The following is a 21,104-nucleotide window of genomic DNA, read 5'->3' on the forward strand; positions in this document are numbered from 1 at the left end:
TTCGATTCTCGGCCTATATGGTGAGTGTATGACACGAGCAGACCTTTTCCGAGAGGCGGAATTCGCCCCGGGATCGGTGGGCGACATCTTTCGCCTGATCCGCTCCGGCACAGCCACCTCTCGCTCTGCGCTCGCGCGCCACATCGGTATGGCGCCCTCGACGATATCGCTCAGAATCGACTCTCTCATTCGACTCGGCCTCGTCAGCGAGGCCGGCGACGAGCGGTCCCGCGGCGGCCGGCGGGCCCGCTCACTCGAGGTCTCGACCGGCGCGGGGTTCGTCGGGGCGATGGATGTCGGTGCTCACCACGTGCAAGTCGGCATCGCCGATCTCGCAGGCAAGCTGCTCGTCGTAGAAGATGTGCCCGTGGCCATCGAAGACGGCCCGGCCGCTGCCGCCGAGGCCTTGTGGGCAGCGCTGCGACGCCTCATCGCCACGAACGCTCTCGACGACACTCGGCTTCTCGGCGTAGCCATCGGCCTCCCCGCGCCGATCGAATACCCGAGCGGCCGCGTCGTTCTTCCCTCGTTCATGCCCAGCTGGCACAACGCCGACCTGCCCGGCCTGTTCAGAGAGTTCACCAGCGTGCCGGTGGTCGTCGAGAACGACGCGAACCTCATCGCGCTGGCCGAGCAGACGATGGGAGACCACAGCAGCGACCAGCTTCTGGCCATCAAACTCGGCACCCGCATCGGATGCGGCATCGTGTCCGACGGTCGACTGCACCGCGGTGCCGGCGGTGCGGCCGGGGAGATCAGCCACACCTCTGTGCAGGGCACCTCCACGATCTCGTGCGTCTGCGGCACCCCGAACTGCCTCGAATCCGTGGCGAGTGGCGGCGCGATCGTGGCGCGGCTGTCGCACTTGGGCTACACCGTGCAGACCGCAGCAGACGTCGTCGAACTCGGGCGCGGGGGCGACGCCCAGGTCGTCGACATACTGCGCAGCGCTGGCACGTCGATCGGCGGTGTCCTCGCGTCGATCGTCAACTTCTTCAATCCCCGCGACGTGATCCTCGGCGGGGCCATGTCTGCGTCGGCGCCCCTGGTCGCCGCCATCCGGGCCGAACTCTTTCAACGCTGCCTTCCGCTGGTCGGCAACGACCTCGACGTGCGCGCCGCGCGAAGCCCCGGCGACGCTGGCGTGCGGGGAGCCGCGCACCTCATTCTCGAAGAGGTGCTGGCACCGGCCCGCATCGAGCAACTCGTTCGAGAGCTCGACGACGCGATGCCCGCCTGAACACACCGAGTACACACCCCCGACCTTCGTCTGAGAACAGAGAGTAGTTCTGTGATCCACCCGCACCACTCGGCCCTCGAGGTCGTGATCGCGATCGATATCGGCGGCACGACGGTCAAGGGCGCGGCCGTCGACACCGCGGGCACGGTGGTCGCACGACAGACCACCGCGACGTTCGATAGCGGCCGCGACGCCTACGCGAGCGTTCTGACCATTGCGGGCGAGCTCATCGAGCAGGCAACGGCGGCCGGCTTCACGACCGCGGGCATCGGCATCGCCTCGCCCGGCCTGGTCGACCCCGAGTCGGGAGCCGTGCGCTTTGCCGCGAATCTCGGATGGGACGACTTTCCGCTGCGGAGCCTGCTCGAGGCCGAGTTCGCCGTCGTCGTCAGCGTCGGCCACGACGCCCGCACGGCCGCCGTCGCAGAGCGGGCGACCCGGGGCGCCGGCGCATCCGGCACCGATCAGGGCGCGAGCTACGACGTCGCGTATGACAACGCCCTCATCGTTCCGATCGGCACCGGGGTCTCGTCTGCCGTCGTCTCGGGCGGGGTTCTCATCGAAGGAGCCACCGGCGCCGCGGGCGAGCTCGGCCACATGCAGGTCGTTCCGAACGGCGTGCTCTGCACGTGCGGGCAGCGCGGGTGCATCGAGGCCTACGCGTCGGGAACCACGATCCTCCAGAGGTACCGCGAGCACGGCGGAACCGTCGCGTCGTCGACCCGGGCGATCGCATCCGCTCTCGACACCGACCCGGTAGCCGCGCGCGTCTGGGCCGACGCGGTCGACGCCCTGTCTGTCGGGCTCGCGGGCATCACCGCCGTGCTCGATCCCGCCGTGATCGTGATCGGCGGGGGCGTCTCGGCGGCGGGCGACATCCTGATCGTGCCGCTCCGCGAGGCCATCGCCGCCCGGCTCGGCTGGCGCTCGACCCCGCGCATCGAGCAATCCGAACTCGGCGCGGTGGGCGGCCTCATCGGCGCGGCGATCATCGGCTGGGCCGATCGGGTTCCGGATGCGGGCTTCGCCCGGCAGACACTCCGTTCGCTGAGCTCGGGGCCGCAGGGAGCAGCCGATGCCTAGGCCCGCGCTTGCCGGCAGTGCGCTCGACCGGAGGCTGATGCTCATCTGGGGCGCCGGCGTTCTGGCCTACATCGTCTCGATCGTGAACCGCACCTCGCTCTCGGCCGTGGGTACCGAGGCGTCGGCGCGCTTCCACGCCGACGCGTCGACGCTCGCTCTCTTCGCCGTGCTGCAGCTGCTGGTCTACGGGGCGATGCAGATCCCCGTCGGCCTGCTGCTCGACCGCTTCGGCTCGCGACGCGTCATGACCGTCGGAATGCTGGTCATGGCATCCGGACAGCTCGTGATGGCTCTCACCCCCGACGTGCACATCGCTATCGCAGCCCGTGTTCTGCTCGGCGCCGGCGATGCCGCGATCTTCCCCAGCATCCTGCGGGTGATTGCCGCGTGGTTCCCGGTGAAGCGCGCCCCGATCATCATCCAGTTCACCGGACTGCTCGGCCAGTTCGGCCAGATCGTCTCGGTCATTCCGCTGGCCGCTCTGCTGCACGCGACGAACTGGCCGACCGCGTTCGTATCGCTGGCCGGTGTCGGTGCGCTGGCCGGCATCCTGACCTTCGCCGCGGTGCGCAACGAACCCGAACGGACCGGCGCGATCACGGTCGTCACGAGCCGCCCCGATCTGCGCCAAGGGTTTGTGGATGCCTGGAAGCACCCGGGCACGCGGCTCGCGTTCTGGTCGCACTTCTCCACGCCGTTCGCGGGCAACGCGTTCGCGCTGCTGTGGGGCTACCCGTTCCTCGTCGAGGGACTCGGACTGTCTGTGCAGCTCGCGTCGCTGATCTTCACCTTCTACGTGCTGGTCGGGCTCGTGTTGGGCCCCGTCGTCGGCACCGCGTCCGCCCGGCATCCGCTGCGCCGATCGTGGATCGTGTTGGCGGTCGTCGGAGCCCAGGCCGCACTCTGGGCGGTGGTCATCCTCTGGCCGGGCGCCGCTCCCCTGCCCGTGATCTTCGCGCTGGTCGCGGCGCTGTGCGCTGGTGGACCCGGTTCGATGATCGCGTTCGACCTCACCCGGGCGCACAACCCCGCCCAGAGGCTGGGAACCGCCACGGGAATCGTCAACGGCGGCGGCTTCCTCGCCAGCGTCATAGCGATCCTGTTCATCGGCATCGCGATGGACGTGCAGGGCGCGGGAACTCCCGCGACCTATTCACTCGCCGCGTTCAAGCTCGCCTTCCTCGTGCAGTTCCCGATCTGGGCCGTCGGCATCATCGCCCTGCTGCGCGAACGTCGCCGCACCCGCGCGGTGATGGCGGCCAGAGGCATCCACCTGCCCCGAATTCGCGACGTCATCGCCCGGAGGCGATGACTGCCGCGCCCGCCAGCTCTTCATCCGCCCACCTCTCCTCCCCCGACGGAAAGACAGCCATGACACACACCCCGCTCCGCATCGGCCTCATCGGCGCCGGCGGCATCAGCAACTCGCACCTGCCGCATCTGCTCACGCTCGGTGCCGACGTCTACGTCTACTCCGAGGCGGGCGCGCCCGAGCTGGTCGCACGCTACGGCGGAACCGTCGTCGACACCATCGATGAGCTGCTGGCGGCGGTGGACTTCGTCGACGTAGCCACCCCGACCTTCACCCACCACTCCCTGGTGAAGCGCGCGCTCGAGGCCGGCAAGCACGTGATCAGTGAGAAGCCGCTGGCCCGCACCGATGCCGAGGTCGACGAGCTCGCGGCACTCGCAGATGAGCTCGGCCTCATGCTGTTTCCCGCCCACGTCGTGCGGTTCTTTCCCGAGTACGTGCTGCTGAAAGAGGCGGTCGACTCGGGCCGGCTCGGCGACCTGGCCGTTCTGCGCTTCTCCCGCTCCGGCGCTTTTCCGACCCGCACGCCGTGGTTCGCCGATCGCGCGCTGTCGGGCGGCATCATCATGGACCAGATGATCCACGACATCGACATCGCGCGATGGGTGGCCGGACCTGTCGTGCGTGTGTCTGCGGTGACATCTCAGGCGGGGGATGCGACGACGCCCGTCGAGGCGGCGCACGTTCTGCTGACCCACAGCTCGGGAGCCATCAGCCACATCGCCGGAATCTGGGGGCCGTCGCACCTGCCGTTCACCACGGAGTACTCGGTGACAGGAACTGAAGGGTCTCTCGCCCACTCATCTGCGGCCGAACGAAACTACATCGCGCACCTCGCCAGCGTCGACGGGCCGAGCGGGCTGCTGCCCGAGGTCGACCCCGCAGAGAACCCCTACTTCGCAGAGCTGCGCGAGTTCACCGATGCGTTCGCCGGCGGTGCCGTGCCGCGGGTGTCGGCAGCCGAGGGCGCCGAGGCCGTTCGACTGGCGAACGCCGCTCTACTCTCGCTCGAGACGGGGCAACCCGTCGACATCGACTTGCCCTCAGCCCAGGCTTCTGCCGCCGACCTCGACGGAAAGTAGACGACGATGCACACCTCCGATCGCCCCCTGAAGATCGCCGTCATGTCGTTCGCGCACACCCACGCTCGCGGCTACATCGAACTGCTCAGAAACATGCCCTCGGTGAGCCTCCTCACCTCCGACCCCGGCGAGCATCCAGCGACCGAGTTGCGCGGTCGTGCGTTCGCCGAACAGCTGGGCGTCGAGTACGTCGACAGTTACGACGAGCTCATGGCGTGGCAACCGGATGCGGTGATCGTCACCAGTGAGAACGCCCGCCACCGGGCCGACGTCGAACGCGCGGCCAAGGCCGGGGCGCACATCCTGTGCGAGAAGCCGTTGGCCACGAGTCACGAAGACGGTGTGGCGATGCTCGAGGCGGCAGACGCCGCAGGCGTCATCCTGATGGTCGCGTTCCCCGTGCGCTTCGCCAGCACCTTCGCGCGTCTGAAGGCCGAGTACGACGCAGGGCAGCTCGGTCAGATCTTCTCTGTTCGCGGCAGCAACAACGGCAAACTGCCCAGCGAGCGCGCCTGGTTCACCGATCCCGAGCTCTCGGGCGGAGGCGCTCTCGTTGATCATGTCGTGCACATCGCCGACCTGCTCGAGGCGCTGATGGGTACGGCCCCGGTGTCGGTGACCGCCGTGACCAACCAGAAACTGCACGCCGAGCGCGCCCGCGCCGAGACGGCGGGTCTCGTCACGATCAGCTACGACAACGGCGTGATCGCCGCCATCGACTGCTCGTGGAGCCAGCCCGACACGGCGGCAACCTGGGGCGGCGTCTCCGTGACCGTGGCCGGCACCGCGGGTACCGTGGCCGTCGACTTCTTCGGGCCGCGCGCACGCGGCCTCGACACCGCGACGGGCCTGCCGATCGAGGCACCCTACGGTCCGAACTTCGACGAGGCTTTGCTCTCGCGGTTCATCGACGCGGTGCGCACGGGAACGCAGCCCCAGCCTGACGGTGGCGTGGGTCTGCGTACGCTCGACATCGTGCTGGCGGCGCAGGAGTCGGCCCGCACCGGTCGCACGGTCGCCGTGGCCGACATCGCCCGCGCGCTGGTTGAGTAGTGAGGAACGAACGTATTGAAACCACTGACGCCCGCGCTGGTTGAGTAGTGAGGAACGAACGTATCGAAACCACTGTCGCAGGGGTCTCGATATGGCCGCGGGCGGCCTACTCGACCAGCGCGGCGCTCACGCGAACAGTTCTGGGGTGAGCACGTGCTTGGTCTCGAGGTACTGGTGGATTCCCTCCGAACCGCCCTCACGGCCGAGCCCTGACTGCTATCCGGCCACGAGGCTCACAGCGTGTTCCCGAGCTTGAAGCCCTCGACCGTGTCGTCTTTGCGGGTGTACGAGAACCCGTCGGCGCCCACCGTGACCGCCATCTCGCTGGCGTCGGTGCGGGCGATGACCGGCTGCGGTTCGCCGTCGAGGTCGAGCACGAGGGACGCCTCGGTGTACCAGCTGGGCACCACAGGGTTGCCCCACCAGTCGCGGCGCTGATTGTCGTGCACATCCCATGTCACCACCGGGTTGTCGGGGTCACCGGTGTAGTAGTCCTGCGTGTAGATCTCGACCCGGTGACCATCCGGGTCGGCGATGTAGAGGTAGAACGCGTTCGAGACGCCGTGCCGGCCGGGGCCGCGCTCGATCACGTCGCTCTTGCGCAGCGCACCGAGCTTGTCGCAGATGTAGAGGATGTTGTGCTTCTCGTGCGTCGCAAAAGCGATGTGGTGCATGCGGGGTCCGTCGCCGCCGGTGAGCGCGGTGTCGTGCACGGTGTCTTTGCGGCGCAGCCAGGCCGCGTAGGTCACACCGTCTTCGTCTTGGATGTCTTCGGTGACCCTGAAGCCCAGGTCTTCGAGGTACTTGCGGCCGCGCGGCACGTCCGGAGTGACCTGGTTGAAGTGGTCGAGGCGCACGAGGGCGCCCGGGCCGTAGAGGTCGTAGCGCCATGCGAGGCGCTCGACGTGCTCGACCGAATAGAAGAACTCGTACGGAAAGCCGAGCGGATCGGTGACCCGCACCGAGTCGCCGATGCCGTTGACAAAGCCGTCGCGATTGCGCTCGGTGCGGCATCCGAGGGCCTGATACCAGGCTTCTGCGCGGTCGACGTCTTCGGGCGTGCGCACCCGGTAGCTGAACGCGGCGACGGCCGCGATCGGGCCCTTGCGCAGCACGAGGTTGTGGTGGATGAACTCCTCGAGACTGCGCAGATAGATCGCGTTCTCGTCCTCCTCCGTGACGACGAGACCCAGGATGTCGACATAGAACTCGCGCGACCGCGCCAGGTCGGTCACCACGATCTCCATGTAGGCACAGCGCAGGATGTCGGGCGGCGTGAGTTCGGTGGGCGTGGGAACCGGGGTGGAATTCGTCATTGAATCGTCTTTCGTCAAAGGTGGTGGTGAGGTCAGCGGGCGGCGGGACTTGTCGCGCCGAAGCGCGCGGTGTGCACGTCGCCGAGAGTGATGTGCACGGCCTGCTGGTCGGAGTAGAAGTCGAGCGAGCGGTAGCCACCCTCGTGGCCGAGGCCCGAAGCCTTCACGCCGCCGAACGGAGTGCGCAGATCGCGCACGTTGTGCGAGTTGAGCCACACCATCCCCGAGTCGACCGCCTGAGCGAACAGGTGCGCCCGCTCGAGGTTCGAGGTCCAGATGTACGCGGCGAGTCCGTACTTGACGCCGTTCGCGAGTTCGAGCGCCTCTTCCTCGGTGTCGAACGGGGTGATCGCGACGACCGGGCCGAAGATCTCCTCCTGGAAGATGCGGGCATCCGGCTTCACGTCGACGAAGACGGTGGGCTGCACGTAGTTGCCCGTGGGCAGGTGCTCGGGGCGACCGCCGCCGGCGACCAACCGGCCCTCCTCCTTGCCGATCTCGACGTAGCTCATGACCTTCGCGAAGTGCTCGGGGTGCACGAGCGCCCCCACCTCGGTCTTCGGATCGTGCGGGTCGCCCACCACGATGTTCTTAGCCCTGGCCGCGAAGCGCGCCACGAAGTCGTCGTAGACGCTGCGCTCGACGAGGATGCGCGAGCCCGCCGTGCACCGCTCTCCGTTCAGCGAGAAGACACCGAAGAGGGTCGAGTCGAGCGCTTTGTCGAGATCAGCGTCGGCGAAGATGACGGCCGGCGACTTGCCGCCGAGCTCCATCGACATGCCCTTGAGCGTCGGAGCGCAGTTCGCGAAGATCAGCTGGCCCGTCGAGCTCTCGCCCGTGAACGAGATCAACTGCACATCCGGGTGCTTCACGAGCGCGTCACCGGCCTCCTCGCCGAGGCCGTTGACGAGGTTGAACACGCCGTCGGGCACGCCCGCCTCGCGAAAGATGTCTGCCCACAGGCTCGCCGACAGCGGCGTGAATTCGGCGGGCTTGAGCACCACCGTGCAGCCCGAGGCGAGTGCCGGTGCCAGCTTCCAGCTCTCGAGCATGAATGGCGTGTTCCACGGCGTGATGAGTCCGGCGACACCCTTCGGCTTGCGGTTGACGTAGTTCAGCTGCCGACCCGGCACCTTGTAGGTGTCGTCTGACTGGGCGACGATCAGGTCGGCGAAGAAGCGGAAGTTCTCGGCGGCCCGCTGCGCCTGGCCGAGGGCCTGCGTGATCGGAAGGCCCGAGTCGAACGATTCCAGCTCGGCGAGCCGGGCATCCCGCGACTCGACGATGTCGGCGATCTTGTTGAGCACGCGCGAACGGGCGCGCGGCAGCATGCGGGGCCAGGGACCCTCGTCGAACGCCTTGCGGGCGGCCGCGACCGCGAGGTCGATGTCGGCCTTCTGCCCTGCGGCGGCGGCGACATAGTTCTCGTTCGTCACCGGGTCGAGCACGTCGAAGGTCTCGCCGCCGACGCTGTCGACGAACTCGCCGCCGATGAAATGCCGGATGCGCTCGGGCAGGCCATCCGGAATGTGCTGTGTCGGCGCGGTCGGCTGGGTACCTGGTGTCTCTGTCGTCATGGTCATCGTCCTTGATTCGCTTGGTGATTGAGGAGCGCGTCGAGCGTTCCGGTTCGGTGGGCGCGAGCGGCGAGCTCGAGCTCGAGCGGTTCGGCACCGCTCTCGATCAGCTGCAGCAGGCGCTCGTGCTCGTCGACCGACTCCTGGGCCCTGCCGGGCACGAAGCCGAAGATCGAATCGCGCAGCACGGCGAGGCGGTTCCAGCCGCGGTGCACGAGATCGAGGATGTGCGGGTTGGGGCAGTGCTCGAAGATCACCGCGTGGAACTGCCGATTGAGCTCGGTGAAGCGGTGCGGGTCGAAATGGTCGAGACAGTCGCGCATCTCCGCATTGATGTCGCGCGCCTCGCTCAGGTCGAGCGCGGTCACGAACGGCGCCGAGAGAGCTGTGGCCCTGCCCTCGACGAGACTCAGCGTCTCCATCGTGTAGAAGTACTCGCGCTCGTCGACCATCGCCACCTGCGCGCCGACGTTTCGCTCGAAGGTGACCGCGCCCTCGGCTTCGAGCCGACGGATCGCCTCCCGCACCGGCACGACGCTCACCTCGAGCTGCTTGGCGATCTGCCCGAGTACCAGCCGGAACCCGGGCGTGTAGCTGCCGTTCTCGATGCGCGCCTTGACGAAGCGGTACGCGAGTTCGGACTTGCTCTCGGTCACGACCTCGCCCTTCGCAGACTCACTCGCCACGGTTCTCACCCTTCGCGGCGACGTACTTCTTCTTCCAGGCCGCGTTCATCGGGTAGAGGCCGTCGACGGGCTCACCGGCGGCGACCTGCTCGGCGATGTACTCCTCTTCGCGCTCCTGCTCGATGGCGGCTTCGACGACCTCGTCGACGAGCTGCGGCGGAATCACCAGCACGCCGTCGCCGTCGCCCACGACCACGTCGCCCGGCTGCACCGCTGCGCCGCCGCAGGCGATGGCGACATCGACGTCCCACGGAACATGACGTCGACCGAGAACAGCCGGATGCGCGCCCTGCGAATAGGCCGGGATGCCGAGAGCGGCGACCGCGGCGATGTCGCGGATGCCGCCGTCGGTCACGATTCCGGCGGCGCCGCGCACCTGGGCGCGCAGGGCCAGGATGTCGCCGACCGTTCCCGTGCCGGCCTCACCGCGCGCCTCGATGACGAGCACGTCGCCGGGGTTCAGCCCGTCGAAGGCGCGCTTCTGGGCGTTGTAGCCGCCCCCGTGGCTGGCGAACAGGTCGGGGCGGGCGGGAATGAAGCGCAGGGTGCGCGCGCGCCCGATCATCTTCTCGCCCGGATGCAGAGGGCGCACGCCGTCGATCGAGACGTCGTCGTAACCCCTCTTCCGCAGCTGCGAGCTGAGCGTCGCGGTGGCTACCGAGGCGAGCTTGGCCCGCCGTTCCTCGGTGAGCTGCCACTCCGGCTCGAGGCCGGCGGCCTCTCGGCTGCCCCACGCGTCGGCGCGCTGTAGATCGTCGACCTTCGGGCCGGCGCCGAATGCTCCCGGATCGGATTCGCCCTGCACCACCCTCGTGACGAGACGGCCCGTGCTCGGCGCGCCCGGCGCATCCGGAGCATCGACCTCGACCTCGACGGTCTGGCCGGGAACGATGACGCTCGACCCGGCCGGTGTGCCCGACAGGATCACATCGCCGGGCTCGAGCGTAATGAGCTGCGAGAGGTCTGCGACCAGTTGGGCGAGCGAGAAGACGAGCTCGGCGGTCGTGTCATTCTGCACGAGTTCGCCGTCGATCCAGGTGCGGATGCGCAGGGCGGCGGGATCGACGGATCGCGCGTCGATGAGGCTCGGGCCGAGCGGGGTGAAGCCATCTCCGCCCTTGGAGCGGAGGTTCGATCCCTTGTCGGCGTAGCGCAGGTCGTAGACGCCGAAGTCGTCGGCCGCGGTGACGGCGGCGACGTGCGCCCACGCATCCGCCTGGCTCACGCCGCGAGCGCTCGTACCGATCACCAGGGCGATCTCGCCCTCGAAGGCGAGCAACTCGGTTCCGGCGGGGCGCTCGATGACGCCGCTCGAGGCCACGGAGGTGCTGGGCTTGACGAAGTAGGAGGGCTGGGCCGGCGTGCGCCCGCGCTGGGCGATGCGGCTCGGGTAGTTGAGGTGCAGCGCGATGACCTTGCCGGGGCGTTGAGCTCCGGTGGAGTCGTAGGGGGTCACGAGCGCCTCGGACGGGACTTCTTCGTACGTCATGCTTGGATCGTATACGATAAGATCAACGATGCACACCCTTATCTTCGTGTCAGCATAAGTAGCGGCCCGCACGGGGAGCGAGAAGAGACGAGGACGTCATGCTCGACGACACGACGATCGCTGCGATCGCCGACGAATTGGTAGAGGCGGCACGCACCCGCACCCCCGTTCCGCGGTTGACCGCCCGCTATCCCGAGATGACCATCGAGGATTCGTACGCCGTGCAGTCGCTCTGGCGCACGCGCAATGAGGCTGCGGGCCGACGACTGGTCGGCCACAAGATCGGCCTCACCTCGAAGGCGATGCAGGCGGCCACCGGCATCACCGAGCCCGACTACGGACTCATCTTCGACGACATGGTGCTCGAGAGCGGCAGCGTGCTCGACTGGGGCGGGTACTCACATCCGCGGGTCGAGGTCGAGCTCGCCTTTCGACTGAAGGCCGATCTCAGCGGGCCCGACTGCTCGCTGTTCGACGTGCTCGCGGCCACCGAATACGTCGTGCCCGCGCTCGAGATCCTCGACTCGCGCATCGAGATGGAGGGCCGCACGGTCGTCGACACCATCAGCGACAACGCGGCCATGGGCGTCATGGTCGTCGGCGGTCGGCCCGTTCGCCCCGACGAACTCGATCTGCGCTGGGCCGGCGCCATGCTCTACCGCAACGAGGGAATCGAAGAGACCGGGCTCGCGGGCGGCGTGCTCAACAACCCGGCCAACGGCGTGGCCTGGCTCGCCAACAAGATCTTTCCGCACGGCGACACCCTCAAGGCGGGCGAGCTCATTCTCGCCGGCTCGTTCACCCGGCCGATGTGGGTCTACGCGGGCGACTCGGTCTTCGCCGACTACGGGCCGCTCGGGGTGGTGACATGCCGATTCCAGTGAGCCCCATAGATCCGGATGCCGGCTTCGCCGCCGCCCTCGCCTCCCACGATCGGTCGCTCGCCGGCATGTGGGTCTGCAGCGGCAGCCCCCTGATCGCCGAACTGTGCGCAGGTTCGGGGCTCGACTGGTTGCTCATCGACGCCGAGCACACGCCCAACAGCGTCGAATCCCTGCTCGCCCAGCTGCAGGCAGTGCACGGCTACCCGATTTTGCCCGTCGTGCGCCCCCCGGTGCTCGACCCCGTGATCATCAAGCAGTACCTCGACATCGGCGCCCAGACGCTGCTCGTTCCCATGGTCGACACCGCGGAACGCGCCGAACTCGCCGTACGCAGCGTGCATTACCCGCCACGCGGCATCCGGGGTGTGGGGTCTGCTCTCGCCCGCGCCTCGCGCTGGAACCGCACCGACGACTACCTCGCCACCGCCGCGTCGCGCATCTCGGTGATCGTGCAGATCGAGTCGGTCGCGGCGGTCGAGAACATCGACGCGATCCTCGCGGTCGACGGCATCGCCGGCATCTTTCTGGGCCCCTCCGACTTGGCCGCCTCGATGGGCGTGCTCGGTCAGCAGGATCACCCGGATGTCGTCGCCGCGGTCGAGCGCTGCATCGCCGCAGCCGTGGCGGCGGGGGCGACGGCGGGGGTCAACGCCTTCGCCGAACCGCTCGCGCGTCGCTACCTGTCTGCCGGGGCGTCGTTCATTCTCGTCGGAGCCGATGTCGCGCTGCTCGCCCGAGCCTCGGAGGGCTTGGCGGCGAAGTACGTCGCCGAGGGCTCCGAAGAGGGCCGAGCCAGCTACTGAGCGATCACCCTCTGCTGCGCTGATCGAGTAGCCGCGCGAGGGACGAGCCGGCGTATCGAAATCACCCCGCCGTGGTCGCCTAAAGGCTGCCCCGCCGGGCTAAACGAGGACAATCTGCTCGACACGCAAAAGCCCGAGCGATCCGGCCCCGACATTCAGCGCTACGGCACGACGTGCAACGAAAATGTCCTCACTTAGCCGTCGGACCGGTGGATCACTTCGCGTCTCAGCGCGCTAACGGAGCACGTTTCGAGCGACGCGCGAGTTATTGAGCGCGCGGTGCCCGATGCGCTGATTGAGTAGCCGCACGAGGCACGAGCCGGCGTATCGAAATCACCCCGTGGTTTCGATAGTCGGTTCCTTCCTCGCTACTCAACCAGCGCTGTGGCCGGGAGCATCGCACCCGCGAAGAATTCCGAGAGTTCTGTCTTCGCCGACAGCGGAAGCACGTGGGCCACGTACTGGTCGGGGCGGACCACCACGACGCATCCCTGCGAAGAGTCGATGCCCCGCTCCGCGAAGATGCTCCGCTCCGGCGCAGCCGCGTAGACCTTCTCGTAGTCGATCAGGCCGAATGGCCCGGTGCGCGGCAGAAAGACCGTCGGCACCGAGGAGATGTCGACGTCGATGTGGGCCTCGGGGTAGACGGCCTTCACATCGAAGACGCTGTCGAACTCTGCGCCTGCGGCGACGTGTCGCACGAGCGGCGACTCCGGGGCAGTCTCCAGCCATACGGCCCACTCGGCCAGCGCCTCCCGACCGCCGAGCGCCCGTTCGCCGGCGAAGGCATACAGGCGCCACCGGCCGTCGGCCTGAGCATGGTGACCGAGGTGAATCGGGTTGCCGTCGGCCACGCGCACGACCGTAGCCGACTTGAAGCGCTTGCCCACCGGAAACCCCTCGGCCAGGCCCTGATACGCCGCATCGCCGATCAGCATCGACGGCGCGTACTGGGTCATGAAGCCGGCGGGGAATTCGATCGTGCGCACGTAGAACTCCGCGAGCTCCTCGGGGTTCTCGAATTCCTCGGGCTTCTTGGCCATCAGCGTCGACCACTCCTTGTCGAAGTCGATCAGGTTCTTCGCAATGACCTGCCGCTCGCCCGAGTACGTCTTCAGCAGCTCCTCGGAGGCCCGGCCCGTCAGCACGTGGGCGAGCTTCCAGCCGAGGTTGAAGCCGTCTTGCATCGAGACGTTCATGCCCTGCCCGGCCTTCGCACTGTGGGTGTGGCAGGCGTCGCCGGTGATGAACACGCGCGGGCACCGAGCGTCGCCCTCGGGCACCTCGTCGAACTTGTCGGTGAGCCTGTGGCCGACCTCGTAGACGCTGTACCAGGCCACGTCTTTCACATCGAGTGTGTAGGGATGAAGGATCGCGTTCGCCTTCTCGATCGCCGTCTCGACCGTCGTCGTGCGCACGGCGCCGTTGTCGCCCGCGGCCACTTCGCCGAGGTCGACGTACATACGAAACAGGTGGCCGCCCTCGCGCGGGATGTGCAGGATGCTGCCCGACTGCGACTGGATCGCGCACTTGGTGCGGATGTCGGGAAAGTCGGTGACGGCCAGGGTGTCCATGACCGCCCACGCGTGCGCGGCCGAGGCGCCCACGAGCTTGCGGCCGATCGCCTCGCGCACCCCGCTGCGGGCGCCGTCGCATCCGACCACGTACTTGGCACGCACCTGTCGGGTCTGCCCGGTGCGCTCGCCCGCGGTCTCCCGAAGAGTCACGAGCACGGGATAGTCGGCCGCGTCGTCGACCACCAGGGTCACGAACTCGAAGCCGTAGTCGACGCCCATGCGTGCCGGTGCGTTGCGTGCCACCTCCGCGAAGTAGTCGAGAACGCGGGCCTGATTCACGATGAGGTGGGGAAACTCGCTCACGCCCGTAGCGTCATCGACCGCCCGGCCCGAGCGGTGGATGCGGCGCGGGTCTGCGGGGTCGGGCGCCCAGAAGGCCATCTCGCTGATCTGGTATGCCTCGGCGGTGATCCGATCGGCGAAACCGAAGGCCTGAAACGTCTCGACACTGCGGGCCTGGATGCCGTCGGCTTGGCCGATGGCCAGCCTCTCGGGCCGGCGCTCGACGATGCGAGCGTCGATGTCGGGGAACTGCGCGAGCTGAGCCGCCAGGATCATTCCGGCGGGACCCGATCCGACGATCAGCACGTCGACATGGTCGGGCAGCTCGGTCGGACGATTCAGCCCGACACCCGCGGCGGCCGCGATACGGGGATCGCCGGATACGTAACCATGGTGGTGGAATTGCATGAGTTGCCTGCTCCGTCTTCATTGACCGGGCCGTCGCCGGCCTTGTTACGCCGGGAGGTAACGTTCTATAATCGAACACACTGTTCGATTATCGTTCGCTGGAGCGTAACGCGCCATCCGCGTCGATGCAACGAGGTCAACCCCGGGAGCACTATGAGCACCGCCGAAACCGCCGCCGGCTCGGTCTCGCAGACCCTCGACCGGGGCATCCGCATCCTCGAATTGCTGGCAGACGCTCGTCACCCGCAGAGTATCGACGACATCGCGGCCGCTCTCGAGGTACATCGCTCGGTCGCCTACAGGCTCATTCGCACACTCGAAGCGCACGGGCTCGTGGTGCGCGAGGCCTCGGGCAGACTGCAGCTCGGTGCCCGTCTCGCCGCTCTGGCCGCCGGAGTCGCCCACGACCTGCAGGCGGAGGCTCTCCCCGAACTCACCGCCGCCGCGAACGATCTGGGCATGACCTGCTTCCTCGTCGTACTCGACCGCGACGAGTGCGTGACTCTCACAAGCGTCGAGCCGCGCCACGCGGTCGCGACGGTCGCTCAGCGGCCGGGCACGCGGCATCCGGTCACCGCGGGAGCGCCGGGCAAGGCGATACTCGCTCAGATGCCGGAGAGCGCCTGGCCCGCGGGAGTCGACCAGGCGCTGGCCGCCGAGGTGCGCGAGGCAGCCGAGAGGCGGTGGGCCGAGAGCCAGAACGAGGTCATCTCGAGCCTGCACGCCGTGGCGGTTCCCCTCTCGATTCGGGGTCGTGCGCCGGCTGCGATCGCGGCCGTGTATCTGCCGAACGGGCACGAGGCAGCCGCGGTGGCCGAGCGGCTCGCCCGGTCTGCGAGCGCGGTTCGCGCAGCACTGGGCGCCTGACCGAGGCCTATCGCGGCGTTGCGCGGCCCTGTTCTGCCTCGATGAGCTGCTCGAACACCTCGGCGTAGCTCACGCGCACCTGCTCCCACGAGGCGCCCATGTCGATGCGCGTCGGGTCATCGATCGACAGCGCGTAGCCCGCCTGGGCATGCGGCACCGGGTCGCCGGGAAGGACGAGGGTCTGGATGTAGGCGCCCGTGTCGACGTTGAAGGTCAGCGTGTGCGACGCCACGTTTCGATCCCAGTCATCCGACGGCCACGACAGGAACGAGACGTGCCGGGGTGGCATGCCGTCGCCGAGTGGAGTGGCCGAGACGTAGCTGCCGTAGTGCTCCTCACCCGGAGAGAGGATCTTGTATGCGCCGTTGTCGAGATAGATGAGCAGAGCCTCGGGGAACGGCTTGGGCCCGTACATCGCGGTGTAGCGGAAGGCCTGCGCGGAGACGGGTGCGCCGAGCGGCACAGAGATCGACGAAGCGCCCGGTCGAGGCGTGACTGTTGAAGCACGATCGCTCGGGGCCTCGCACGAAACGGCAACCTCGGACCCCGCCGGAATGTGCGACAGGACGAGAAGCTCCGCCTCGTCGTCACCCGTGCTGCGCGCGATGTGGGCGATGTCGGGCTCCTCGGCGAGCGGCGCGGCGATCGGGAAGACGGTGTTGCGGTCTTCGGTGGAGTGACTGATGGCGCCGCGCAGCAGAAAGCCCGTCTGCCAGCCGTCGTGATAGTGCCATCCGGTCGACGTACCGCTGGGAAGGATCACGCGGCGCACCTCGAACCGGCTTCCGTCGGGGCTCTGGATGCTGGCGAGAATCTCGGTCGACGGCGATTCCGGTTCGTTCACGAACGTTCCCTGTCTGCTTCGCGTCGAGGCGATGCCGTCGACGGTGGGGCCGCTCCTCGCGGGCAGTTCATTTTCGGGGGCCGTCCTGGCCGAAGCCTGAGATCGCGGATCTCAGCACACACCGGGCGCGGCGACGCTCTGTGTTCATGTCTACGACAGCAGCAGGCCACATGGGCGACATACTCTTCGCCTGTCGTGAATGCGACCACCCGTCTCGCGCCACCTGCTTACCCCCGCGTGCGCGACCGTCCCACACAGGATCCCAATGCTTCCCAACACCCCCTTCTCCGCGAGCTCCCGAGCTCGATCCCGCACACTCCTCGTCGCCGCGAGCGCACTCGTTCTGGTGCTCGCGGGTTCGGCGGCACCCGCCCTGGCGGCATCCGGCACGGCAACCGACCCCGCGTCGGGCCGCACCTACTACAGCAGCAAGACCCCCTATGTACCGCAGCAGAGCCCGGCCGAGTTGCAGACAGCACCCGCCGGATTCCTGCCGGTCTACACGGAATCGGTTGCCCGCCACGGCTCCCGAGCGCTGTCGAGCTTCAAGTACGACTCGCTCACAACACAGGTCTGGGAGCAGGCGCGTTCGGAGGGTGCGCTCACCGAGCTCGGAACGACGCTCGGCCCCGAGGTGCAGAAGCTGACCGCTGCGAACCAGAAACTCGGCTACGGCAACCTCACCGGGCAGGGAGCCACCCAGCACCGCGGCATCGGCAGCAGGGTCGTCGAACGGCTCCCCTCGTTGTTCGCGGGCATTGATGCCGGAACCGACACCGTGGCGGTCGAGAGCTCCGGCGAGGCCAGGGCCACGGCATCCGGCAAGGCGTTCGAGCAGGGGCTCGAGCAGGCCGACCCGCTGATCTCCAGCCACCTGCCCGCCGCCATCGTCAAGCGCCCCGACACCCTCTACTTTCACAAAGCGGACATCAACGCCGACTACCAGGAGTACGCCGACAGCGCGAAGGTCAGCGACGCGGTCGACGCCATCTACGCGCAACCGCGCAGCCACGAGGCCGCTCGCGAGGTGCTCGAGCGCGTCTACACGCCGGCCTTCGTCGACCGACTCGCGGCCGGCGCGTACCATTTCGTCGACGGCGGCGACGGCAAGACGACCGTCGACAACGAGGTAGACGCGGCGATGATGCTCTACAACCTCTACATCATCGCGCCCGACATGACCGAGGAGGTGCAGGTCGACTTCGACCGCTACTTCGCTGGCGCAGACGCCGAGTGGTTCGCGTACCTGCTCGACTCCGACGACTTCTACGGCAAGGGCCCTGCCTTCGCGGGAAGCGACATCACGTACAAGATGGCCACGCCCCTGCTGACCGACTTTCTCGACTCGATCGACGCCCGGCTCGCTGGCTCCACGACGGCGGCGACGTTCCGCTTCGCTCACGCCGAGACGATCATCCCGTTCGCGGCCCTGATCGGTCTGCCCGGCTCGACCCAGCCCGTGACACCGGATGCGCCGTACTCATACACGACGAACGCGTGGCGCGGCGAGACGGTCACCCCCATGGCAGCGAACGTGCAGTGGGACGTCTTTCGCGACGCCAGCGGTCGCGCCATCGTGCGCATGCTCTACAACGAGCGCGAGATCGCCTTCCGCTCTAGCTGCACACCGATCGCCCCCGGTTCCCTCTTCTACGACGTGAGCGAGGTGCGCCGCTGCATCACGGGGCAGGTCGCGGACGCCTCCGTCATTCCCCCGAGCGCGATCTCCGATCCAGCCCTTCCCGTCGCCGTCGGCACTGGTGGCGCGGCGACGCTCGCGGCGACAGGCGAGGATGCGACGGAGCGCGACCTGCTCATCGGCCTCGCTCTCGCACTGCTCACCGCCGGCACGATTGCTGTGCGCAGCGCCCGGGGGCGCCGCACGCGTCTGACAACAGCTAGTGTGCTTGGGCATGACGTCATCACATTCGGCGAGTCGCGGAGAGGCGGCTCCGCACCCCGCTGATGCACGGTCGAAATCCGGCGCAGCCGGTCGGCCGGGCCGCCGGTGGATAGTCACCGCCGTGGTCGCAGCGGCACTGTTGCTCCTCGTCTACGTCGTCGCCGTACTCACACCGGGAGGGCAACGATGGGAGAACGCTGCTCTGACGGGGTCCGGGCGCGCGTCGCCCGACGAAAAAGCCCAGGCTCTGGATGCCCTGGCGGCGATTCAGATCTGGTCTCTCGCGGCTGCTCTGATCGCGATAGCGGTGATCGGCCTCATCAGGCGCCAACTACTCACATCAATCGTCGCCCTCGCCGTTGTTCTCGCGGGTGCCGGTGGCACAGAAGTGCTGAAGCGATGGATCCTGCCCCGGCCGGACCTCGTGGCAGCGCCTGCGGATCTCGTCGAGAACAGTTTTCCGAGCGGCCACACGGCCATTGCCATGACGACCATGGTTGCGGTGTTTCTCGTCGTGCCCTACCGGTGGCGCGGCTGGGCGATGTTCCTCGTCATGACGTGGGCGACGAGCATCGGCCAGTACACCGTCACCGCGCACTGGCACCGGCTGTCGGACACCGTCGGCGCCGACCTCATCGCGTTGATCCTCGGCAGCGTCGCGGCGTATTGGCTGCACCGACGAGGGCTCGTGCGTGTCTCGGAACAACGTCGATACGGCGGACGCGTCGTCTACGTCGTCGTGGGGACGATTCTGGCGGTCATCTCGCTGGCGCTCGGAGCACTTCTCGCGTGGGTGTCGATCGATCAAGAGCTCGCCTCCGGGTCGGGCGACCACAATGCCTTCTTGGCCACCCAGGTGTTGGCGGGCGCCTTCTCGACGGCTGCGGCGCTCATCTACTGGGCAACCTGGCATCGGCTCGAGACCGTCGCCGCGCGCGAACTCACCTAACCGACTCCTTGCTGACTGAGGTGCACGCGACCCTGTAGAAACACAAAAACCCGCTTAGCCACGACGGGCCGAGCGGGTTTCACGTAGTGATGAACACACAGTGCGGAGACGGAGGGATTTGAACCCTCGGTGGGGTTTCCCCCACTCCACCTTAGCAGGGTGGTGCACTAGGCCGGACTATGCGACGTCTCCTTGGCTTGCGCCTCAGCAATCATAGCCGACGTCGGCCGATTCTCTACTTTCGGCCTGTAGCTCAGTAATCGAAGCCCTTGGTGCACGTGTATTCCGCGGCCGATTGGCCGGTGATGCTCTTCGGCAGCACCGTCGCAGCCGAGCCGGGCTGACCGGCCTGGGTCAGGTCTGCTGCCGCATCCGATTCGCCGGTCAACGATTCGCCGGTGCCCGGGTCGGCCGTGGCGCCGGATGCCGGGGGCAGCGCATTCGGATCGACCTCGGCGCCCAGGCCGGTGTTGCCGGCTTCTGCGACGATGGGCTGGTCTGCTCGGATCGCGGCGAACATCGCTTCCGCATCTGCGGCGTTCGGCTGCACCTTGCCGGCGTACACACCGGAGCCGCCGGTCGACCCTGGATACGCGTAGAAGCCGATCTTGTCGAGCGGAATGTCTTTGAGAGCCACGGCGATCGACACCATGGTGTCGGGCGAACTCAGGCTCGTGGACACCTGCATGTTGCTGGCGGCTGCCTTCGCCAGACCGTAGAGCTTGGTGACGTCGGTGAGCGTGTCCGAACTCTTGATCGTGCGCACGAGCGACGATAAAAAGACCTGCTGCGAGCTGATGCGGCCCAGGTCGCTGCCGTCGCCGACGCCGTGTCTGGTCCTCAAGAACTGCAGCGCATCCATGCCCTGCAGCTGGTGCGTGCCCGCGGTCAGGTGGGTGTTCGTCCACTCGTCGTCGATGGGCGACGCGACGCAGACCGGCACGCCTCCGACGGCGTTCGACATCTCGATGACGCCGTTGAACTGGATCTCGGCGGCGAAGGGAATCTCGAGTCCGGTGAGCTTCTCGACCGTGAGCACGGTGCAGGGCAGGCCGCCGTAGAGCAGGGTGACGTTGATCGGCTGCGCCGACATCGCATCGCTCGTGCCGCCATCGCCGTCTGGGCACTCGGGAATCGAGACGACCAGGTCGCGCGGAAAGCTGACGACAGACGCACTCGAGTGGTCCTGCGAGATATGCAGGAGCATCGTGACGTCGTTCAGGTTCGATGTCTCGTCTCCGTACGCCTCGCCCTGACCAGCGCGGCTGTCGCTGCCGACGAGCAGCAGATTCACTCCCCCGTCGATCGCCGCGATGTTGGGCGGCGGAGCATCTGTCTTGTCACCCTCGAGGGCGACGACGGTCAGATCTTTACGCACATCCCACGTGGCGATCGCCGCGATCGAGACCCCGCTGACGAGAAAGACGGCCAGTACCAGGCCCACGACTCTGAAGAAAGAGGAGACGACGTTCGAGGTGCGCTGACGTCCGTGCCGAATCGCGGTCGGTCGAGGCGAGCGCGCGCCGCGAGGCGAAGAATCTGCTCTCACTCGGTCCTTTCACGCACACGGTCTCGGGTAGACCATGGTCATCGGGGTGGAATGGCGGAGGGCTAGGGATTCGAACCCTAGAGACATTTCTGCCCACCAGTTTTCAAGACTGGCTCCATCGGCCGCTCGGACAGCCCTCCATGCCCGGCAAAACCAGACAAGCCACGATTCTAACCGAACCTCATCGGTCAGTGGGTCCG

Annotated in this window: 17 protein-coding genes and 2 tRNA genes; 10 read left to right on the top strand and 9 right to left on the bottom strand. The window is 67.6% G+C overall.

Annotation, left to right across the window (positions count from 1 at the left end; genetic code table 11):
- The first annotated feature begins 28 nt into the window (after positions 1-28).
- Genes CCK87_RS14335 through CCK87_RS14355 form a run of 5 tightly spaced genes read left to right on the top strand, consistent with a single transcriptional unit; the run spans position 29 to position 5,770 of the window.
- Positions 29-1,240: an ROK family protein gene (locus CCK87_RS14335; protein WP_086462111.1), complete on the top strand. Its 1,212-nt coding sequence runs from the start codon at positions 29-31 to the stop codon at positions 1,238-1,240.
- Between the two features lie 51 nt (positions 1,241-1,291).
- On the top strand, positions 1,292-2,323 hold the full coding sequence (locus CCK87_RS14340) for an ROK family protein (protein WP_170927301.1): 1,032 nt from the start codon (positions 1,292-1,294) through the stop codon (positions 2,321-2,323).
- Entirely contained in the window at positions 2,316-3,635 is a 1,320-nt protein-coding gene (locus CCK87_RS14345) for an MFS transporter (protein ID WP_086462113.1), read from the top strand. The genes CCK87_RS14340 and CCK87_RS14345 overlap by 8 nt, the downstream gene beginning before the upstream one ends.
- Positions 3,636-3,694: 59 nt before the next feature.
- Complete coding sequence (locus CCK87_RS14350; protein WP_086462114.1) at positions 3,695-4,717, top strand: Gfo/Idh/MocA family oxidoreductase; 1,023 nt, start codon at positions 3,695-3,697, stop codon at positions 4,715-4,717.
- A 6-nt stretch (positions 4,718-4,723) separates the two neighbouring features.
- The gene (locus tag CCK87_RS14355; RefSeq protein ID WP_086462115.1) at positions 4,724-5,770 is read left to right on the top strand and encodes a Gfo/Idh/MocA family oxidoreductase; all 1,047 of its coding nucleotides are present in this window, start codon (positions 4,724-4,726) and stop codon (positions 5,768-5,770) included.
- Between the two features lie 233 nt (positions 5,771-6,003).
- Here the strand turns inward: CCK87_RS14355 and hpaD are convergent, their stop codons facing one another.
- The 4 genes from hpaD to CCK87_RS14375 are packed head-to-tail and all read right to left on the bottom strand — an operon-like array spanning position 6,004 to position 10,838.
- On the bottom strand, positions 6,004-7,086 hold the full coding sequence (gene hpaD, locus CCK87_RS14360; RefSeq protein ID WP_086462116.1) for a 3,4-dihydroxyphenylacetate 2,3-dioxygenase: 1,083 nt from the start codon (positions 7,084-7,086) through the stop codon (positions 6,004-6,006).
- 32 nt (positions 7,087-7,118) lie between these two features.
- Positions 7,119-8,663 carry a 5-carboxymethyl-2-hydroxymuconate semialdehyde dehydrogenase gene (gene hpaE / locus CCK87_RS14365; protein WP_086462117.1) on the bottom strand — a complete coding sequence of 515 codons (1,545 nt, stop codon included), beginning with the start codon at positions 8,661-8,663 and terminating at the stop codon, positions 7,119-7,121.
- A 2-nt stretch (positions 8,664-8,665) separates the two neighbouring features.
- On the bottom strand, positions 8,666-9,349 hold the full coding sequence (locus CCK87_RS14370; protein ID WP_170927302.1) for a GntR family transcriptional regulator: 684 nt from the start codon (positions 9,347-9,349) through the stop codon (positions 8,666-8,668).
- A complete protein-coding gene (locus CCK87_RS14375; RefSeq protein WP_086462118.1) occupies positions 9,339-10,838 on the bottom strand; it encodes a fumarylacetoacetate hydrolase family protein in 1,500 nt (499 codons plus the stop codon). The genes CCK87_RS14370 and CCK87_RS14375 overlap by 11 nt, the downstream gene beginning before the upstream one ends.
- 98 nt (positions 10,839-10,936) lie before the next feature.
- Here CCK87_RS14375 and hpaH point away from each other — a divergent pair, with 98 nt between their 5' ends.
- The gene (hpaH, locus tag CCK87_RS14380; RefSeq protein ID WP_086462119.1) at positions 10,937-11,722 is read left to right on the top strand and encodes a 2-oxo-hept-4-ene-1,7-dioate hydratase; all 786 of its coding nucleotides are present in this window, start codon (positions 10,937-10,939) and stop codon (positions 11,720-11,722) included.
- 65 nt (positions 11,723-11,787) lie between these two features.
- Positions 11,788-12,525 (top strand): HpcH/HpaI aldolase/citrate lyase family protein, encoded by a 738-nt coding sequence (locus CCK87_RS14385; protein WP_086462343.1) that lies wholly within the window; start codon positions 11,788-11,790, stop codon positions 12,523-12,525.
- Positions 12,526-12,893: 368 nt separating this feature from the next.
- On the opposite strand, the gene CCK87_RS14390 is transcribed toward CCK87_RS14385, so the two are convergent.
- The gene (locus tag CCK87_RS14390; RefSeq protein ID WP_086462120.1) at positions 12,894-14,792 is read right to left on the bottom strand and encodes an FAD-binding monooxygenase; all 1,899 of its coding nucleotides are present in this window, start codon (positions 14,790-14,792) and stop codon (positions 12,894-12,896) included.
- A 153-nt stretch (positions 14,793-14,945) separates the two neighbouring features.
- Between CCK87_RS14390 and CCK87_RS14395 the strand changes: the two genes are divergently transcribed.
- Entirely contained in the window at positions 14,946-15,659 is a 714-nt protein-coding gene (locus CCK87_RS14395) for a helix-turn-helix domain-containing protein (RefSeq protein WP_086462121.1), read from the top strand.
- Between the two features lie 7 nt (positions 15,660-15,666).
- Here CCK87_RS14395 and CCK87_RS18620 read toward each other — a convergent pair whose 3' ends face one another.
- On the bottom strand, positions 15,667-16,503 hold the full coding sequence (locus tag CCK87_RS18620) for a cupin domain-containing protein (RefSeq protein WP_249273914.1): 837 nt from the start codon (positions 16,501-16,503) through the stop codon (positions 15,667-15,669).
- Positions 16,504-16,768: 265 nt separating this feature from the next.
- Between CCK87_RS18620 and CCK87_RS14405 the strand changes: the two genes are divergently transcribed.
- On the top strand, positions 16,769-18,469 hold the full coding sequence (locus CCK87_RS14405; RefSeq protein WP_249273915.1) for a histidine-type phosphatase: 1,701 nt from the start codon (positions 16,769-16,771) through the stop codon (positions 18,467-18,469).
- A 58-nt stretch (positions 18,470-18,527) separates the two neighbouring features.
- Positions 18,528-19,355, top strand: coding sequence for a phosphatase PAP2 family protein (locus CCK87_RS14410; RefSeq protein WP_170927303.1), 828 nt, complete (start codon positions 18,528-18,530; stop codon positions 19,353-19,355).
- Between the two features lie 103 nt (positions 19,356-19,458).
- Here CCK87_RS14410 and CCK87_RS14415 read toward each other — a convergent pair.
- From CCK87_RS14415 to CCK87_RS14425, 3 genes are all read right to left on the bottom strand, one after another.
- Positions 19,459-19,547, bottom strand: a tRNA-Ser gene (locus CCK87_RS14415).
- A gap of 61 nt (positions 19,548-19,608) precedes the next feature.
- The gene (locus CCK87_RS14420; RefSeq protein WP_249273916.1) at positions 19,609-20,904 is read right to left on the bottom strand and encodes an LCP family protein; all 1,296 of its coding nucleotides are present in this window, start codon (positions 20,902-20,904) and stop codon (positions 19,609-19,611) included.
- A gap of 52 nt (positions 20,905-20,956) precedes the next feature.
- A tRNA-Ser gene (locus CCK87_RS14425) sits at positions 20,957-21,044 on the bottom strand.
- Between the last annotated feature and the right edge of the window lie 60 nt (positions 21,045-21,104).

The sequence above is a fragment of the Agreia sp. VKM Ac-1783 genome, assembly GCF_900177765.1.
Lineage (GTDB): Bacteria > Actinomycetota > Actinomycetes > Actinomycetales > Microbacteriaceae > Agreia.